Below are 16,585 nucleotides of genomic sequence, written 5' to 3' on the forward strand. Positions count from 1 at the left end.
ACAATAATGTTGGTTTTATTAGAAATTCATCAATTTTGAATACTGTAAGTGAAAAATGGATTAGGTGTTTGGGTTATTATACATAACTTCAACAACTTTTTTATAAATATATAGAAGAATTAATGCACCAATTACAGAGAAAATAAAGCCAGCGCTTTGCCCTTCGTGATATATGTTGAGTGCTTTCCCTAGCCAAGTTGCAAAGCTTGATCCAGCAATCCCTAAGATTACCGTGATGATAAAGCCTCCAGGTTGTTTTCCTGGCATTAAAAATTTAGCAATAGCACCGATAATGAATCCGATAATGATTGCCCAAATAATTGACATTGTTTTTTCCTTTATTTTGATATCAGTATTAATTAATAAGATGTACTGTTTTTGAATAAAAACAACCTAAGATAATCAAAATTTAACCAAAAGCGTGTAACCTGTGAATTAATGCAACACTTATTTCACGGATCAGATCGAAATTCCTTCGAATGGGTTTAAATATTTGACGATCATCCATTGCATAGGCACCTTCATTACGAGGGGCTTTAGGTTCATAAAAATATAAATCAGAGACATGTTCTTCAGCCTGAGGAAACACATGTAGCAATACATTGAGTGCCGTTGGAATTTCTAATGAAAGAATTTTTGTTTCAAGTGCTTCCCTACTGAAATCATGATATGGAGAAAAATATGGGATCTGCGTTGAAAGCATCCATATTTCTTCAATGATGGTTAATCGAATAGCATGAAGTAAGATTTCTTTTGCATCCATACTGGGGGCTTCTTCCCAAATGGATAGTAAGGTAATATTATCAGCTTGCACACGTTGAAACGTAGCTTGAGTACTTGTCCACAAATCCATTCTTCTTAGACCTTTTGCCAATGATAAATACGATTCACGTAAATTGGGGTCATCTTCTGAATTCGCTCTGTCCAACCATATGCCTGGATCTAGCATGTAGATAATTGCACGTAAAACAGTAGAGTTAGAATGTTTCAACGCATGACGAGCAAAGTCAAGAGATCTTTTAAAACGAGGACTGTGTTGTAACATTTCTTGGAATGTTTCAGGATTTGCAGATGCGGCTGTACCCAATCCTTGTAGTGTGTTTGCACACCACCCCAGCTGCTGCAAGATTGCGTTGTTTGGAATGGCTCTCAATTGTCTTGGGTGTTTAATTGTTGTCACACTGGAAGAAGTATCACTTTGTCTGACAGCAGGACGGGAACCTGTGCGATCTATAAGGGCTGGGCCGAAAACGCTTAATAAGGTTCCATATCCTTTATCTTTGACTAGTTCTTTCATTTCAGAGCTAATGGTAGAGAAAAAATCAGCACTAAAATCGCTTTCTTCATAAATGGGATCTTCTTCATCAAGATCAAAATTATAAATATGTTTTGCAATGATACTGATGGTTGCGTTGGCCATCGCTTGTGATCCAAAAAGCAAATATCCATCGCCACCTTGAAAAGAGGTCTCTTGCCGCGTGCATATCCCATGTTTTTCAAACACGAGTTCTGTTTTTTTAGGAGATAAATATTTGAGGCGATCTTCCATACTAAATGGATGACCACCACGTCCCATGCTTTCGCCGTGTGTATCAAAAAGAATAAGGTTAACTTCAGTTAATTCATATTTATTTAACAATGCAGCGATTTTTTGGCGCAGTTTTTCAATTTGATATGTTGCTGAAATTTGACCGATGAAACGGCCAGAATCAGAATATCCAAATTGTAAACATAATTTTCCTGTGTGACGCAGATAATCTCTCCAATGGGGGGATCTCAGTGCTTGTTCAATAATATTTGCACCGTGTTGAAGGGCATTATCTGTTTCAAATAAAGGCGATATTTCAATTTGTTTTTCAATACCAAATAAGCGTGCCAGCCACAGTGCAACTAATAAAGTGTATCCATTTTCAGTTTCCGCAATTAAGAAACGAATGGGGGTTTTAGTATCAACATGTTTAATAATTTGTGTTAATAACATCATTAATGTGCTGGCAGATGCTTTTTCGGTAATTAGAGATCCAAAATCAACAGGGATTGGTGTAACATTTTCCAAAGCGGTATTAATTGTGTTGAACAATGTCCTTGTATGAGAACGATTATCAGGATTGCTGGTAATCCCTAAACGCTGACGCGCCATATTATGGATTTGGACAGAATTTAAACGCACATGTGTATGACATAAACTCATGCCGTGGCTTATAAAACCAGCGCGTGCAATCAGCAAGTCGATTTTGTAGTTTTCGCTGACTTGAGTGAGGGCTTGATCAAAAAGTGGAATTAAGTCATCACTTGACAATAAAGCATCTTGACGGTTTTCAATTAACTCTCTAGCAAAGTCAGAGAATTGATCTGGGTTATCATTCGTTGGGCACTGTTCTCTTTGTTTTTTTACAGTTTTCAAAGCAAGAGAAACGCGTTGTTTTAACTCATCAATCCCATTTTCGATAGGTTCCAGTTGATGATGCAATCGTTGTAATTGTAACTCTTTCATTTTCAAGCGAATATTAAGACTGTCCCACCAACCAATATCCGTACGCCCATCCGTGTCATATCCAACCCAGCTGCTTAATAAAATAGAGCAAGGTGTCAAACTAGTCCAATAATCAGGCCAATATTTTTGTGCAGTCTCAAAGAGATATCGATTGAACATATCTAATGCATTTCTGGCACGTTCAATCGCATGAATTGCAAGGTCTAGTTCTTCTTTTAAAGTTGGAGCTTCGGCTCTGCGGTGGGTTGAAAAAAAAGGAACTCGAGTATCTTCGTCAATTGGGTGACTGGCGATGTCTGCAAGTGCAGTATAAACAGTATTTGCTATTGAAAAGGTAGGATGTGCAGTAAATACAGCGGCAAATTGACTGACTTCCACTAATGAACGAAAAGTTTCAAAACTTTCCTTAGTATTAGATTTGCATGAAGTCGTGGCTTGTTGCACTATATTTTGAATGGTTGCTTCTATGCGGCTTTCGATAATTTCTTTATCAGGATTATTTACATATTTTCGTAAATGTATAGCATGCGACAGAAATGCTGAATCTCTGAGATGTTGAATAATTTCTTGTAAATTATCAAAAGAAATTTGACCAGATTTTAACTGTTGTTTAATTTTTTGTGATAATGTTAATACTGGGTTCTCTGTTGGTTCATGGTTGTGTTTAGACATTAATTGAGAGGTTAACGCAACCAGTTGATCCAAAATTTCGGAAGATGATGCTGAATTGTTATTCATAGGTAAATAATCCATATGGTAATAAAATAACTTTATATATGGTGTTTATGATTGAATATTATGGATAAAATGAAAAGACATAAATTTTATTTTTAAGAATAAAAATGCAAGAAAAAGTTGAAAACACAGAAAAAACGTCTGAATCAGATCATTTGGCATGGGTATCATTTATTCGATATCGTCGAATAGCAACAGGGCTATTGATGTTGATGGGGATACTTACCTTTTTAGGATATCTGCTGCCATATTACGGAATTATTCACGACAGTTTTTTGCTTAATGTTTTTCGAACAGGAGCGCAAGCTGGCTTTATCGGTGGATTTGCGGATTGGTTTGCTGTCACAGCATTATTTCGTCATCCAATGGGTTTGCCTATTCCACATACTGCGATTCTTCCTATGCAGCAAAAGCGTCTGGGAAAGGGATTGGGGTATTTTATCGCACGATATGTTTTTACCAAAGATGAAGTGAAAGATACGTTAAATAAAATAGATTTTCCTAGTTTAATTGCACGGTATTTATCTAATCCAACGAACATCGATGTGTGTGCTAAAATTATAATGAATTCTGTTCCCAATATGCTGGATCGTTTTGAAGATGGGCGAGCCAGCACGTTTGTAAGCCGTATCTTCTCACGTTTACTGAGTGGTGAATCGCTTTCGCCATTAATGGTAAGATCATTGCGTACGATGGTCGATAACGAACATCACCAAGAGATTGTCTCATTTCTATTAGAAGTTATGAAAAAGAATTTAAAAGAGAAAGAAGATAGTCTGAAAGAAATTATTCAAGATCGTGTTAAAGAGCAGGGGGGGCGTTTTCTGGGGTGGATGATTGGTGGATCTGTTGCATCCAAGGTTTTGCTTGGAATTAATAAAGAAATGGATCGTATTGATCCACAAAATTCAGATTTGCGACATGGTATTGCAGAATGGATAAAAAAAGAGATTGATAAATTTGAAACCAACCCAGAGCGAAGTGAGAAAATATCAGAAGCTTTAAAGATTTTTGTAGACCATGAAAGTGTTCAAGATTGGCGAGAGGATATTTGGCAAAAAATTCGAACACTTGTCGAGGAAGATATTGAAAATGACGATGGTTGGATGAAAAATCTGATTCATGATACGCTTCTTTATTTAGCAACACAGTTGCGCGAAGATCCATCCGTCCGTGAAAAAGTTACAGCAACGCTTCAGGGGGCTGCTTTGCGATCTTTACCTCACACGCAACAGTGGTTAGTTGACTTTACTGAAAATGTTGTTGCTGGATGGGACAGTAAGGCTCTTGTTTCACGTTTAGAAACAAGAATAGGAAAAGATTTACAATTTATCCGAATTAATGGCTCTATTGTAGGTTTTTTAGTAGGTATAATTATCTACTTATTCATCTATGTATGCTTTGGTTCTGTTACTTAACAGAGAAAATTTCATCACTTTTACAAATAGATCTTTTAAAACGCTTTTAAATGGACTAAAGTAGTCCTATATACAGTAAATAGTTAACGTTAAGCTGAAATACGGCTTGCCCTTTTATAATGAAACATGATCTATGCTTAAGATATCTAAATTAACAGATTATGCAACTATTCTTTTAATTCACCTTTCACGCCATCAAAAGGCGATTTCGTCCTCGATATTGGCTGTTGAAACAGGTGTTCCAGAGCCCACTGTGGCTAAGGTTTTAAAGATGTTGACGCGAGCAACCCTTGTGCAGTCGTGTAGAGGTGCAGGCAGTGGGTATATGTTAAAATCTACTTTGGATCAAATTACACTTGCTTCAGTTATTTTAGCGATAGAAGGTCCCATAGATCTGGTAAATTGCGATCACGAGCATTGTCGCGTTACTTTGAAAAATTGTACATTATATGGAAAATGGGAAGGGATTAGTTTGCAAGTAAGAGATGTATTTGAAAAGGTAACTATCGCTGATTTGCAAAATCAAAGTAAAGCGATTCATTCGTGCTAAATGATTGTCTAAACCGTTAAAAATAAAAATATAAAATATTCAAGAAACAAGAGTACTAGAATGACTAAACCAACTCAGGATGAAGCCCTGTTAAAGCAATTAGAACCGAATGCTTATAAATGGGGATTTGAAACTCAAATTGAAATGGATATGGCTCCGAAAGGTTTAAATGAAGATATTATTCGTTTAATTTCCGCTCGTAAAGAAGAGCCTGAGTGGATGTTGGAATGGCGTTTAAAAGCCTATCATTTATGGTTAACGATGACACCACCACAATGGGCAAAGGTTGGTCATCCAGAGATTGATTTTCAAGATTTGCATTATTATGCGGCACCTAAAAAGAAAAAAGGGCCGAAATCCTTGGATGAAGTTGATCCAGAGCTTTTAAGGACCTATGAAAAATTGGGTATACCATTAAAAGAACGAGCTATCTTGGCTGGTGTCGAGGGTGCAGAAGAAATGTCTGATAATCACCCACCCGTTGCAATTGATGCTGTGTTTGACAGTGTTTCCGTGGCAACTACGTTTAAAGAAACATTATCCAAAGCAGGTGTAATTTTTTGCCCAATTTCAGAAGCCATCAGAGAATATCCAGAGCTGGTAAAGAAATATCTAGGAAGTGTTGTCCCCCAAGGTGACAACTTTTACTCTGCGTTAAATTCAGCTGTATTTACGGATGGTTCTTTTGTGTATATTCCAAAAGGGGTACGCTGCCCAATGGAGCTATCAACTTATTTCCGTATCAATGCTAAAAATACAGGTCAATTTGAGCGCACTTTGATTATTGCAGATGATAAATCTACCGTATCTTACTTAGAAGGTTGTACCGCACCTCAACGCGATGAAAATCAGCTTCATGCCGCTGTGGTTGAACTCGTTGCCATGGAAGATGCCTTCATCAAATATTCCACCGTTCAAAATTGGTATCCTGGCGATAAGGATGGTAAGGGCGGGATTTATAATTTTGTGACGAAACGTGCTGCTTGTCGTGGTGCGCGTGCTCGGGTTTCGTGGACACAAGTTGAAACGGGTTCAGCAATTACGTGGAAATATCCATCATGTATTTTACAAGGTGAGGGTTCGATCGGTGAATTTTATTCTGTTGCAGTGACCAATGGTCATCAACAGGCCGATACAGGTACAAAAATGATTCACATTGGACGGAACACGCGTTCAACAATTTTAGCCAAAACAATCAGTGCTGGTAAATCTGACAGCACTTATCGTGGTTTAGTCAGAATGTTGCCAAGAGCTAAAGACGCACGTAATTTCACCGAATGTGATAGTTTGTTGATTGGGGATCAATGTGGGGCGCATACGGTTCCTTATATTGAAAGTCAAAATAGCTCTGTTAAAATTGAGCACGAAGCAACGACCTCTAAGATTTCAGATGAACAGCTCTTTTACTGTCAACAACGTGGTCTTTCAAAAGAAGAAGCGATTGGGTTGATTGTCAATGGCTTTTGTAAAGATGTATTAAAAGAACTCCCGATGGAATTTGCAGTAGAAGCACAACAGCTTTTGCAAATTAGTCTTGAAGGAAGTGTGGGATAAATAAAGAAAATGAATATGGTTTTAGAAATTAAAAATTTGCATGCTTCTGTTATTGATGAAACTGCAGAAGATAGTCGGAAAGAAATCTTAAAAGGTGTTAATTTATCTATTCCAGCTGGTGAAACACATGTCATTATGGGGCCTAATGGTTCTGGGAAATCGACTTTATCTTATGTATTATCAGGGCATCCAAGCTATGAGGTGACAGAAGGATCAGTAACTTTCAAAGGGCAAGATTTGTTGGCAATGACCCCTGACGAACGTGCTGCAACGGGTTTATTCTTGGCGTTTCAAGCACCCGTTGAGTTGCCCGGTGTGAATAATGCGAATTTTCTACGCACTGCGGTGAACTCTGTTCGTAAGGCACGCGGGCAAGAGGAGTTAGATCCTGTTAAGTTTCTTAAACTAGTACGTGAACTTGCCAAGAAACTGTCTTTTTCAACCGATATGTTAAAACGTAATGTGAATGTTGGGTTCTCGGGTGGGGAAAAGAAACGTAACGAAGTTTTACAAATGACGTTGTTAGAGCCTTCTTTTGCAATTCTAGATGAAACCGACAGTGGACTAGATATTGATGCACTTCGTATTGTTGCGGAAGGGGTGAAGTCTTTGCGTTCTCCTGAGTTTTCATCATTGATTATTACCCATCATCAAAGATTATTAGATCATATTCAACCTGATTATATCCATGTTTTGGCTAAAGGTCGTATTATTCACACGGGTGGTCCAGAGCTTTCTCGTCAATTAGAGGCAGAAGGCTATGGTCGTCTTGTTGGAGAAGCTGATGCATAAGAATTCTGAGGAGAGTAAAGATACGGGACTATCTTCACTTTTGTCTCGTGTTAAAGGAAAAAACACCTCTTCTGAACAGGAGAAAGCAATCAGATTGCTTTCTGAAGCAGGGCTGCCTTCACGACGTGTTGAAAATTGGAAATATACGGATTTGAGATGGTTCAATCAGCACCAATTCGTAAAGCCTGTGCCAGTAGAAATACAACAAGTGCAAGAATGGTTAGAGAAAAACGTTTTTCCTTTGCCTGATTTATCTGAACTTCCGCGTTTAATTATAGCGAATGGTCAAATCATCAAAGAATTTTCTACGTTGTTTGATGACTCAAATTGTCAAATCGACATAAAAGATGGTGTATATGGGTCTTTGGGGCGACCCCAAAAAGACATTATGACCACTTTGAATTATGCAATAGGTCAACAAACGCTTCAGCTGACAATTTCAAAAGGACAACAAGCGGGTACAATCTTATTTATTTATTTGGGTTATGGGCAAGATGATGGATTGGTTTCTTTTCATCATCGACTGAATATTGAACTACAAGATCATGCGCAGTTGTCCGTTATTGAAATGAATGCGGGTTGTGGAGAGTATTTTACCAATCCTGTTTGTGAAATTAAAGTTGGCCCCAGAGCCAATTTCGAATATAATAAACTGCTTAATTCTTCTCTAGAAAGTTATAATTGTGCTAATTTGTATGTATCATTGGCAGATCATGCAACATACCGTCAGTTTTTAATTTCCAAAGGTTCTAAATTCTCTCGTCAAGAAGTTTATATTGATATAAATGGCGAATGGAGCAACGCCTCTTTTCAAGCTGTTCAAAAACTTGCTGACAGACAACATGCAGATATTACAACGGTGTTTTCTCATTTAGTGCCGCATTGTCAATCAGACCAAAACGTCAAGAATATTTTAACTGATCAAAGTCATGGGGTTTTTCAAGGGAAAGTATTTGTTCATCAAAAAGCCCAGAAAACAAATGCACAACAGCAAAATCAAGCATTGTTACTTTCCGATCAAGCTGAAATTAACACAAAACCAGAGCTTGAGATCTATGCAGATGATGTGAAATGTTCTCATGGTGCGACTGTTGGGGCTTTGGATGAAGATCAATTATTCTTTTTAATGGCCAGAGGCATCCCATTCCATCAAGCCAGAGATATTTTAATTAATGCCTTTGTTGCTCAGGCAGTTGAAGATGTGAATGACCCAATTGCCAAGCAGTTATTAAAAGAACAATTGGGCGTTGAAGTGGTAGAGGATATTACATAATGAAAGAATCAGCTATTTTTGACACTGAAGCGATCAGAAAAGATTTCCCTATTTTACAGCAAAAAATTAATGGTAAACCATTTGTTTTTTTAGATAGTGGGGCATCTGCTCAAAAGCCGATACAGGTTATTGAGGCAATACAGAAATCTGTTTATACACAATATGCAAATGTTCATCGTGGTGTTTATACGATGAGCGAAGCAATGACAGATCAATACGAAGCTGTCCGTCAAAAAGTTGCTGATTTTATGGGTGCGGCCTCTGCTGATGAAGTCATTTATACGAAAAATAGTACTGAGGCCATCAATCTTGTCGCGCATTCTTATGGCTCTCTACTACAAAAAGGGCAGGGTATTATTATCACCGAGATGGAGCATCATGCTAATCTTGTCCCTTGGCAAATGCTGCGCGATCGTATGGGGCTTCATTTATATGTCGCACCAATTACGGATCAAGGGGATATAGATTTAATTGCGTTAGAGCAAATTCTTGTTAAAAATGATATTGCTTTGGTTGCTGTGACACATATGTCAAATGTGTTGGGAACGATCAATCCTATTAAGATGATTGCAACAATGGCACATCAAAATGGAGCAAAAATCTTAGTCGATGGTAGTCAAGGAATTGTACACCAACAAGTAAATGTTCGAGATCTGGACGTTGATTTTTATACATTTACGGGACATAAACTTTACGGCCCAACGGGGATTGGGATTTTATGGGGTAAAAAAGAGCTGTTAGATCAAATGCCACCTTTTATGGGCGGTGGGGATATGATTGAACGAGTAACTTTTGAAAAATCAACATGGGCTCTACCTCCTGTAAGATTTGAAGCTGGTACGCAACCGATATTAGAAGTGGTTGGGCTTGGCGCTGCGATTGATTATGTTTTATCAATTGGCTACGACAATATAACTCAACACGATGAACGTCTGGTTGAGTATACAATTAAAAAAATGCAAGAAATCGAAGGATTATCTATTTTAGGTAATCCAGAGAAACGTGGTGGTGTGATTGCTTTTACCATGGATAAGGCACATGCACATGATATTGCAACGTTGCTGGATCAAAATGGGATTGCCGTGCGTGCAGGTTCTCATTGCGCTGAACCTTTGCTACATCGGTTACATCAAACCAGTGTGGCTCGGGCAAGCTTTGGTATTTATACTTCTTTTCAAGAAATAGATTATTTTGTCGGTACTTTGAAAGTTATCAAACAATTATTTATTTAATAAAGAAGTATTTTTATTACTAGTTTTATGATAGTTTAAATTAATCGTTATAGTTGGTGTTTTAATGGAAAATAGCGTTATATCATCTGTCGACAAGCAAGAGGTCAATTCTGTGTCTGAAAATATTCAAACTGATATTCATACAGAAGAATCTAACCCAAAGTCTTCTGTCGAATCCTGGAAACCAGATGAAGACCAATCCAGTTCGGAAGAGGGTAAATCTGCTGGTGGAGAAATTAATGAAAATGCTGTTATAGACGCAATTTCAACGGTTTATGATCCTGAAATACCCGTTAATGTTTATGATTTGGGATTGATTTATGCAGTCGATTTGCATGATGATGGTCGTGTTCATGTTGAAATGACGTTGACAGCACCAAATTGCCCTAGTGCTCAGGAACTTCCTATCATGATCCAACAAGCAATTGAAAAAGTAGATGGCGTTGTTGAAGTCAAAGTAGATGTTGTGTGGGACCCACCTTGGGATGTTTCCCGAATGAGTGATGAGGCTCGTCTGACACTCAATATGTTTTAATTTTCTTTCTATTCTATGCTACACTCTGGGCAATCTTTACAAAAGATTGCCTTTTTTTTTATCAAGCTTATAGGTATAACTTTGTGTAAGATCAATAATCTAAAAATATTAAGGATAATCTAATAATGACCAAAGTCGCTATTGCTCTATTTGTTAAAAATGAACATAGTGACATTGCTGGTTGGATAGCTTGGTATCAAGCTATAGGTGTTGATAAATTATATATATTTGACGATTATTCAACCGATGGCACTTTTGAAATTATCTTAGCTGCAGCACAGCTTTATAATATTCAATATTTTAGAACTGATCCTATTCAACAACCGAATTTTTATTGGCGACAGCGAGATTCTTTTATGTTGGCAGCAAAATTGGCAAAAGGGGAATATGATTGGATTGGTTTTCTAGATGCAGATGAATACGTTTATTTAAACGCTTACGAAAATATTTCTGATTTTTTAGATCAATTCCCTCATGCCGATGCTGTGGCAATAAACTGGTGTATTTATGGGAACTCTAATAAAGTCATACGTCCAAGAGGAATGACTGTAGAAATTTTTCTTGAGCATTCAGATGCTTTTTTGGTGATAATCAACAAGTCAAAAGCTTCATTCGTCCGGAGAAACTTGGATGTCGTTACATTAATCCGCATCAATATGATATTGATTTATCAAGATATGTCGATGTAAAGGGAAATGTAATTGAATGGCGTGGTTGTAATAAAAATGTAGAGTGGGACGGTGCGAAAGTAATGCACTATATTTGTCGTAGCATGGAGCAATATATAGGGCGCATTAAGAAACGAGCTGATGATTTAGGAGATAATATCAAACACTGGCAACGGTATGGTTTCCACTTTGATAATATTTATATTGATGAAGAACCATTAAGAATGATGCCAAAAGTGCGGCAATATTTATCAGAAATAAGTCGACAGATTATTCGCAATATTAGAAAGCAGATAAAAGAAAAGCCTTTTTTAGAAGCGATTTCTTTTTATCCCGATACATATGAATACTCTTTGAAGCCTCAGGAAAATAGCTTATATCAAACCTTCAAAAAAATGACTGATTTTGAAGAGAATTTTCCTATTATTGTAAAATTGGTTGGCAAGGATGAACACAATCTTTATATATCTGTCATTGAGCAAAAATTGGTACAAACCGCTGAGCAACATGCCAAAATAGAGTCTTCTCTTCCTATTTATGGCCTTATTTTTCCATATTTACCAGATGTTATTATTCTAACCGCATTGCTCGATGAAAAATATGTTCCAGTTTCTTTTATTATCGATGGGCAGAATCTATTGTCATCGGAACATTATTTACAAGCTTCATTAAATGAGAACCAACAAAAATATTGCTTAACTTCTATCTACGATTCTAAAAGATTGGGTTTTCCCCAGCAACAAATAGAAAATATTCAGTTTTATGACAAAGCAAATGCTCATTCAGCAAACTTTGATTGGGAAATTCAGGTCATCCAAACAACATTAAATGAAGAAAATATAGATATACCTCATCTTTATCCTCGTACGAGTTTGAAAGATTTATATCCAATTTTAAATAAACTGTCTCAGGAAGCAGACAGAGAGTTTTTACGTATCGTTTCTAATTTAAACCCTTTTGAAAAGGGAAAATTAAAATTGTTATTTCCAGGACAGATCGACCAGTTTTTATAAAAAAAGCTAGAACATATGTTCTAGCTTAACTTAATTACTTCCGAAAAGGGGATAGCATAAACGCTGGAACAAACTGTCCGAACCCGATGACTGGATTATCGTCATCAGGAATTGCTTGAGATAACGGAACGCGAGGCACGATCGTTTTTTCTTTTTTGAAGTGTTGTTTTTTAGTTGTTTTCTTTTGTTCTTCTTCTTTTGATTTATATTGTTTCTTCGTATCTTGGTCTTTTTCGGTATCGACCGTTTCTGGTTTATTCAAAGAAATTAAAGGAATAGATTTTTGTATTAATGCTTCAATCGCTTCAATAGTTTCTTTGTCATTGTCTGTTGCAATACTATATGCAAATCCAGTTCTTCCCGCACGACCTGTTCTGCCGATACGATGGACGTAATCTTCTGCTTGTCTGGGTAGATCGAAATTGAACACGTGAGATAAATTATCAATGTCAATGCCTCTGGCGGCAATATCGGAGCAGACTAAATATTGAATGTCGCCATTTTTGAATTCTTCCATCGTTTTCGTACGATGTTGTTGCGTTAAATCACCGTGCAAGGCACTACTTTGAAATCCATGACGATTTAATGATCTAGTTAAAATATCGACATCTTTTTTTCGATTACAAAAGATAATTGCGTTCTTAACATTGTCATTTCGTAATAGTTGACGAAGGGTGGCTCTTTTTCTTTTTTCTGGAACGATTACCAACCCCGATTCAATAGTCGTTGCAACGGAGGAGGGAGGAGCAACGGTAATTTCAGTTGGATTAGATAAAAAAGATTCGGTTAATCTTTTAATTTCTGGAGCCATCGTTGCAGATAGAAGTAACGTTTGTCTGCTTTTAGGTAGATAGGAAATAATTTTTTCGACGTCTGGGATGAAACCCATATCTAGCATACGATCTGCTTCGTCAATAACCAATATTTTGATTTGGTTTAAGAGAATGGCACCTTTTTCGAATAAATCCATTAATCGTCCGGGTGTTGCAATAATAATATCTACACCACGATTTAATGTGTCTTTTTGTTCGACAATACTTTCGCCACCAACCAATAAGGCGTGGGTTAATTTCAAATACTGACCATATTGTTTCAGGTTTTCAGCCACCTGAATTGCTAGCTCTCTGGTTGGTTCCAAAATCAAGGCGCGAGGCATCCTTGCACGCCCTTTACTACTTGTCAGGATTTCCAAAATAGGTAACGTGAAAGAAGCTGTTTTCCCAGTGCCTGTTTGAGCGATACCAACTAGATCCTGTTTTTGTAGAATGACAGGAATGGCTTGTGCTTGGATCAGAGTGGGTGTTTTATACCCGATTTCATCAACAGCACGCATAATGGATGCTGATAATCCAAGATCACTGAAAAGAACGGGAGACTCCGTTTCCAGAATTTGTGTGTCTGAAATTATGTCTGTTTTTTTTTGGTTAGTTTTTCTAGAGATCGCAGGCAAAGTAGTTTCTACCATTTATGTCAATAAAATGAAAAGAAGTCTTAAGAGATTAAAACTGTAAACTTTTCTTATATTGACATAAAAGGAAAGAATCAATCTTTATATGCTTAACGATCAGATATATATAATTATTTTGTAAAGATATATTAAAAAGCAAGTAAAACTAAGTCAATAATTCCTAAAAATATAATTAATTTTAAAGGATTATTTATTTTTCTAAAGACTTCAGGCTTTGGTCTTAATGCACGGCGAGCAGTGCGATATGCAGATGTAAATACAGAAAATTGTAAAATAATCATTATAACAATAATGGTTAAGGCAGCCCATGCAGACCACGTTATGGTATGAATATCAAAAGAGTTACTAAAAAGTAGCAAGGCTTGTGTTAATAACGTGATAACACCGAAAATCCAGCTAAATTGAAATAGTTTTCTAAGACCTTGAAGTTGTAAAGATGTTTTTTGAGTTGGATCCAGCAGGCTTAAGCAGGATTGTAATCCAAATATATAATAAAACATACTGCCGATCCAAAAGGCAAAACTAATGTGATGAACAGCATCGATAGGTCCCCAATAAAAAGCAATTTGAGACATTATTTTTCCATTTCCAAAATATGATAGCGTATACAACCGAATTATTGAATTTTAATGGTAATATATACAAAGAAAATTAAATTGCGCAGGATTTTATTTATTTTATGTTAGTTTAATATGTTTTATTTTGAATTGCAGAAGAAAATTATGAATGAAATCAAAGTATTTGAAAGCCTATTAAACATATTGAAACAACATGATGATCTCAACTTTATTAGAGTGGATAAAACGAATATTGATCCTTCGTATTTGCATAATAACGACATTTTAATAGAGCTGTATAATCAATTTGATTTGTCAAATCTTATTGTTGAAACAGGAATGTCCTCTTTATCATTTATTGATTATTCAAATCTAAAGCAAAGAAATAACACTTATTCCTTTTCAAGTTTACAAGAAAAAGATTACATTATTCTCATAGAGAAGGTCGGTGGTGGTGAGCCTATTTTGCTTAATTTTAGAGAGAATGTTAGTCCTGTTATATATGCAACATATGATGTATTCGAACCATTTAAAATTGCGGATAATTTAAGTCAATTTATAAACGCTTTGACCGTAATTGTCGACATTGTGTACAATGAGTATGCCATTTACGAAATATACACCAACGATGATTGTGATGAGTTAAAACCAGACATCTTACCAAAAGTGAAAATGAAACTCTTCCCGATTTTAGGGGAGAACGCTGGTAATTTTATGAAGTATTTTTATGGTTAGCGTGAAGATATAAAAAAATATTAGATATGCGTGACGAGTTCAGAAAGTTAAATTTATCGAAGCTTAAATTACTTATTTAAACTAGAATATATTTATAACGCTCACGGAGGGAATTAAGATCATGACAAAACAGATTTCAGAATTAGCGTTACTAACCCCTTCTCAGATGAATGATATAGATCAAGAAGCTGCCAAAACAACGCCTGTTATACAATTGATGGAAAATGCAGGTTGGGCAGTTACGCAAGAAATTTTGAAACGATATAAACCTTGTTCTGTCTTGGTTTTATGTGGCCCGGGTAATAATGGCGGGGACGGTTATGTTGCGGCACGTTTGTTGGCCAAGGCTGGATGGCCTGTTTATGTTGCAGCTATTGCCAAACTTAAAATGGGGAGTGATGTAGCACGAGTTGCAGAACAATGGACTGGCATGGTTGTAGATAATCCAGAGTCTTATATTGAAAAGGTAGGATTGGTCATTGATGCAATTTTTGGTGCGGGACTGAATAAAGCGCTTGATTTAGAAATTACGAACCTCTTACGCAAAGCAAAGCATGTGGTTGCGATTGATATTCCTTCGGGAGTGCACGGTGAAATAGGTCAAATTATGGGATATGCTCCACATGCCGAACTAACTGTTACTTTTTTCAGGGCAAAACCAGGGCATTATCTGTTACCTGGTCGTGAGTGTGTGGGTGAATTAGTTGTCAAAGATATAGGGATTTCTTCTAATACTTTATCTGAAATATATACACGATGTTGGTTAAACGAACCTGGATTGTGGAAAATCCCAACTCACGAAATAACAGATTATAAATATAGTCGCGGCATTGTTAGTATTGTTGGTGGTTCTCAAATGACAGGGGCTGCTAAATTATCTGCACATGCAGCGTTAAATACTGGTGCTGGGTTAGTTCATATTTTTGCTTTGGGGAGGGCCGATTGTTATAGTGCTTCATCCCCTTGTTTTATAGTGGATAAGGATTCGCTTGAAATTGCGCTACAAGATTCGCGTCGAAAAATATGGGTATGTGGGCCAGGATTATTGCCAGAAGAAGTTAATGAAATATTACCAAAGCTAGTTGCAGCCAAGGTTAAAATAATTGCTGATGCGGGTGTGTTCCAATCTAAACAATCCGAGTTATTAAAAGGAGCATCAATCATTACCCCTCATATTGGTGAATTTAAGCGTGTTTTTGGTAATATCGAAGAAGATAAAGTCAGTGCTGCAAGGTTAGCTGCCCAACAAACTGGGTGTGTGGTGGTTCTGAAGGGGGCTGATACGGTAATTGCATCCCCTGATGGACGGGTGGCAATTAATCAACATGCTTCTTCTCGATTGGCGACGGCAGGTTCAGGGGATACATTGACTGGAATCATTGCGACGTTATTAGCATCAGGGTTGCCTGAATGGGAATCAGCTTGCGCAGGGGTATGGATCCATGGTGAAGCGGGATTTTTGTGTGAACATTCTTGGCCAACTGCAGAAGATTTGGCACAAAATCTTGGAAAAGCACGAGATAATGCTGCAAGATAAAAAAAATTCGTCATTTTGTAAAAA

15 protein-coding genes are annotated in these 16,585 nt (G+C 36.9%); 11 read left to right on the forward strand and 4 right to left on the reverse strand.

The window, feature by feature from the left end; translation table 11 throughout:
* Positions 1-60: 60 nt before the first annotated feature.
* Together PQG52_RS03190 and PQG52_RS03195 are read right to left on the reverse strand one after the other, a co-directional pair.
* Entirely contained in the window at positions 61-327 is a 267-nt protein-coding gene (locus tag PQG52_RS03190) for a GlsB/YeaQ/YmgE family stress response membrane protein (RefSeq protein WP_271788895.1), read from the reverse strand.
* A gap of 82 nt (positions 328-409) precedes the next feature.
* Positions 410-3,232: a phosphoenolpyruvate carboxylase gene (locus tag PQG52_RS03195; RefSeq protein ID WP_271827875.1), complete on the reverse strand. Its 2,823-nt coding sequence runs from the start codon at positions 3,230-3,232 to the stop codon at positions 410-412.
* Positions 3,233-3,336: 104 nt separating this feature from the next.
* Here PQG52_RS03195 and PQG52_RS03200 point away from each other — a divergent pair, with 104 nt between their 5' ends.
* From PQG52_RS03200 to PQG52_RS03240, 9 genes are all read left to right on the forward strand, one after another.
* Positions 3,337-4,647 carry a DUF445 domain-containing protein gene (locus PQG52_RS03200; protein ID WP_271827876.1) on the forward strand — a complete coding sequence of 437 codons (1,311 nt, stop codon included), beginning with the start codon at positions 3,337-3,339 and terminating at the stop codon, positions 4,645-4,647.
* Positions 4,648-4,780: 133 nt separating this feature from the next.
* On the forward strand, positions 4,781-5,197 hold the full coding sequence (locus tag PQG52_RS03205) for an RrF2 family transcriptional regulator (protein WP_271800777.1): 417 nt from the start codon (positions 4,781-4,783) through the stop codon (positions 5,195-5,197).
* Positions 5,198-5,257: 60 nt separating this feature from the next.
* On the forward strand, positions 5,258-6,751 hold the full coding sequence (gene sufB / locus PQG52_RS03210; protein WP_271827877.1) for a Fe-S cluster assembly protein SufB: 1,494 nt from the start codon (positions 5,258-5,260) through the stop codon (positions 6,749-6,751).
* A gap of 9 nt (positions 6,752-6,760) precedes the next feature.
* Entirely contained in the window at positions 6,761-7,543 is a 783-nt protein-coding gene (sufC, locus tag PQG52_RS03215; RefSeq protein WP_271827878.1) for a Fe-S cluster assembly ATPase SufC, read from the forward strand.
* The gene (gene sufD, locus PQG52_RS03220) at positions 7,536-8,816 is read left to right on the forward strand and encodes a Fe-S cluster assembly protein SufD (RefSeq protein ID WP_271827879.1); all 1,281 of its coding nucleotides are present in this window, start codon (positions 7,536-7,538) and stop codon (positions 8,814-8,816) included. Before sufC ends, sufD begins: the two co-directional genes overlap by 8 nt.
* On the forward strand, positions 8,816-10,048 hold the full coding sequence (locus PQG52_RS03225) for an aminotransferase class V-fold PLP-dependent enzyme (protein WP_271827881.1): 1,233 nt from the start codon (positions 8,816-8,818) through the stop codon (positions 10,046-10,048). Before sufD ends, PQG52_RS03225 begins: the two co-directional genes overlap by 1 nt.
* A 64-nt stretch (positions 10,049-10,112) precedes the next feature.
* A complete protein-coding gene (locus PQG52_RS03230) occupies positions 10,113-10,583 on the forward strand; it encodes an SUF system Fe-S cluster assembly protein (RefSeq protein ID WP_271827883.1) in 471 nt (156 codons plus the stop codon).
* 125 nt (positions 10,584-10,708) lie between these two features.
* On the forward strand, positions 10,709-11,272 hold the full coding sequence (locus tag PQG52_RS03235) for a glycosyltransferase family 2 protein (protein ID WP_271827884.1): 564 nt from the start codon (positions 10,709-10,711) through the stop codon (positions 11,270-11,272).
* Between the two features lie 62 nt (positions 11,273-11,334).
* Positions 11,335-12,264 carry a hypothetical protein gene (locus PQG52_RS03240; protein WP_271827885.1) on the forward strand — a complete coding sequence of 310 codons (930 nt, stop codon included), beginning with the start codon at positions 11,335-11,337 and terminating at the stop codon, positions 12,262-12,264.
* A 34-nt stretch (positions 12,265-12,298) separates the two neighbouring features.
* Here PQG52_RS03240 and PQG52_RS03245 read toward each other — a convergent pair whose 3' ends face one another.
* Both PQG52_RS03245 and PQG52_RS03250 read right to left on the reverse strand, forming a co-directional pair.
* On the reverse strand, positions 12,299-13,729 hold the full coding sequence (locus PQG52_RS03245) for a DEAD/DEAH box helicase (protein ID WP_271827886.1): 1,431 nt from the start codon (positions 13,727-13,729) through the stop codon (positions 12,299-12,301).
* Positions 13,730-13,860: 131 nt separating this feature from the next.
* Positions 13,861-14,307 (reverse strand): hypothetical protein, encoded by a 447-nt coding sequence (locus PQG52_RS03250; protein WP_271827887.1) that lies wholly within the window; start codon positions 14,305-14,307, stop codon positions 13,861-13,863.
* A gap of 147 nt (positions 14,308-14,454) precedes the next feature.
* Here PQG52_RS03250 and PQG52_RS03255 point away from each other — a divergent pair, with 147 nt between their 5' ends.
* Positions 14,455-15,024, forward strand: coding sequence for a hypothetical protein (locus PQG52_RS03255; protein ID WP_271827888.1), 570 nt, complete (start codon positions 14,455-14,457; stop codon positions 15,022-15,024).
* 121 nt (positions 15,025-15,145) lie between these two features.
* Positions 15,146-16,561: an NAD(P)H-hydrate dehydratase gene (locus PQG52_RS03260; protein ID WP_271827889.1), complete on the forward strand. Its 1,416-nt coding sequence runs from the start codon at positions 15,146-15,148 to the stop codon at positions 16,559-16,561.
* Positions 16,562-16,585: the final 24 nt, after the last annotated feature.

Origin of the sequence: Commensalibacter communis (assembly GCF_947179105.1) — a bacterium.
GTDB lineage: Bacteria > Pseudomonadota > Alphaproteobacteria > Acetobacterales > Acetobacteraceae > Commensalibacter > Commensalibacter communis.

Bases quoted from the DNA above. Each gene is read 5' to 3' on its own strand.
- PQG52_RS03190 (WP_271788895.1), bottom strand. From the start codon at position 327: ATGTCAATTATTTGGGCAATCATTATCGGATTCATTATCGGTGCTATT.
- PQG52_RS03195 (WP_271827875.1), bottom strand. From the start codon at position 3,232: ATGAATAACAATTCAGCATCATCTTCCGAAATTTTGGATCAACTGGTT.
- PQG52_RS03200 (WP_271827876.1), top strand. From the start codon at position 3,337: ATGCAAGAAAAAGTTGAAAACACAGAAAAAACGTCTGAATCAGATCAT.
- PQG52_RS03205 (WP_271800777.1), top strand. From the start codon at position 4,781: ATGCTTAAGATATCTAAATTAACAGATTATGCAACTATTCTTTTAATT.
- sufB (WP_271827877.1), top strand. From the start codon at position 5,258: ATGACTAAACCAACTCAGGATGAAGCCCTGTTAAAGCAATTAGAACCG.
- sufC (WP_271827878.1), top strand. From the start codon at position 6,761: ATGAATATGGTTTTAGAAATTAAAAATTTGCATGCTTCTGTTATTGAT.
- sufD (WP_271827879.1), top strand. From the start codon at position 7,536: ATGCATAAGAATTCTGAGGAGAGTAAAGATACGGGACTATCTTCACTT.
- PQG52_RS03225 (WP_271827881.1), top strand. From the start codon at position 8,816: ATGAAAGAATCAGCTATTTTTGACACTGAAGCGATCAGAAAAGATTTC.
- PQG52_RS03230 (WP_271827883.1), top strand. From the start codon at position 10,113: ATGGAAAATAGCGTTATATCATCTGTCGACAAGCAAGAGGTCAATTCT.
- PQG52_RS03235 (WP_271827884.1), top strand. From the start codon at position 10,709: ATGACCAAAGTCGCTATTGCTCTATTTGTTAAAAATGAACATAGTGAC.
- PQG52_RS03240 (WP_271827885.1), top strand. From the start codon at position 11,335: ATGCACTATATTTGTCGTAGCATGGAGCAATATATAGGGCGCATTAAG.
- PQG52_RS03245 (WP_271827886.1), bottom strand. From the start codon at position 13,729: ATGGTAGAAACTACTTTGCCTGCGATCTCTAGAAAAACTAACCAAAAA.
- PQG52_RS03250 (WP_271827887.1), bottom strand. From the start codon at position 14,307: ATGTCTCAAATTGCTTTTTATTGGGGACCTATCGATGCTGTTCATCAC.
- PQG52_RS03255 (WP_271827888.1), top strand. From the start codon at position 14,455: ATGAATGAAATCAAAGTATTTGAAAGCCTATTAAACATATTGAAACAA.
- PQG52_RS03260 (WP_271827889.1), top strand. From the start codon at position 15,146: ATGACAAAACAGATTTCAGAATTAGCGTTACTAACCCCTTCTCAGATG.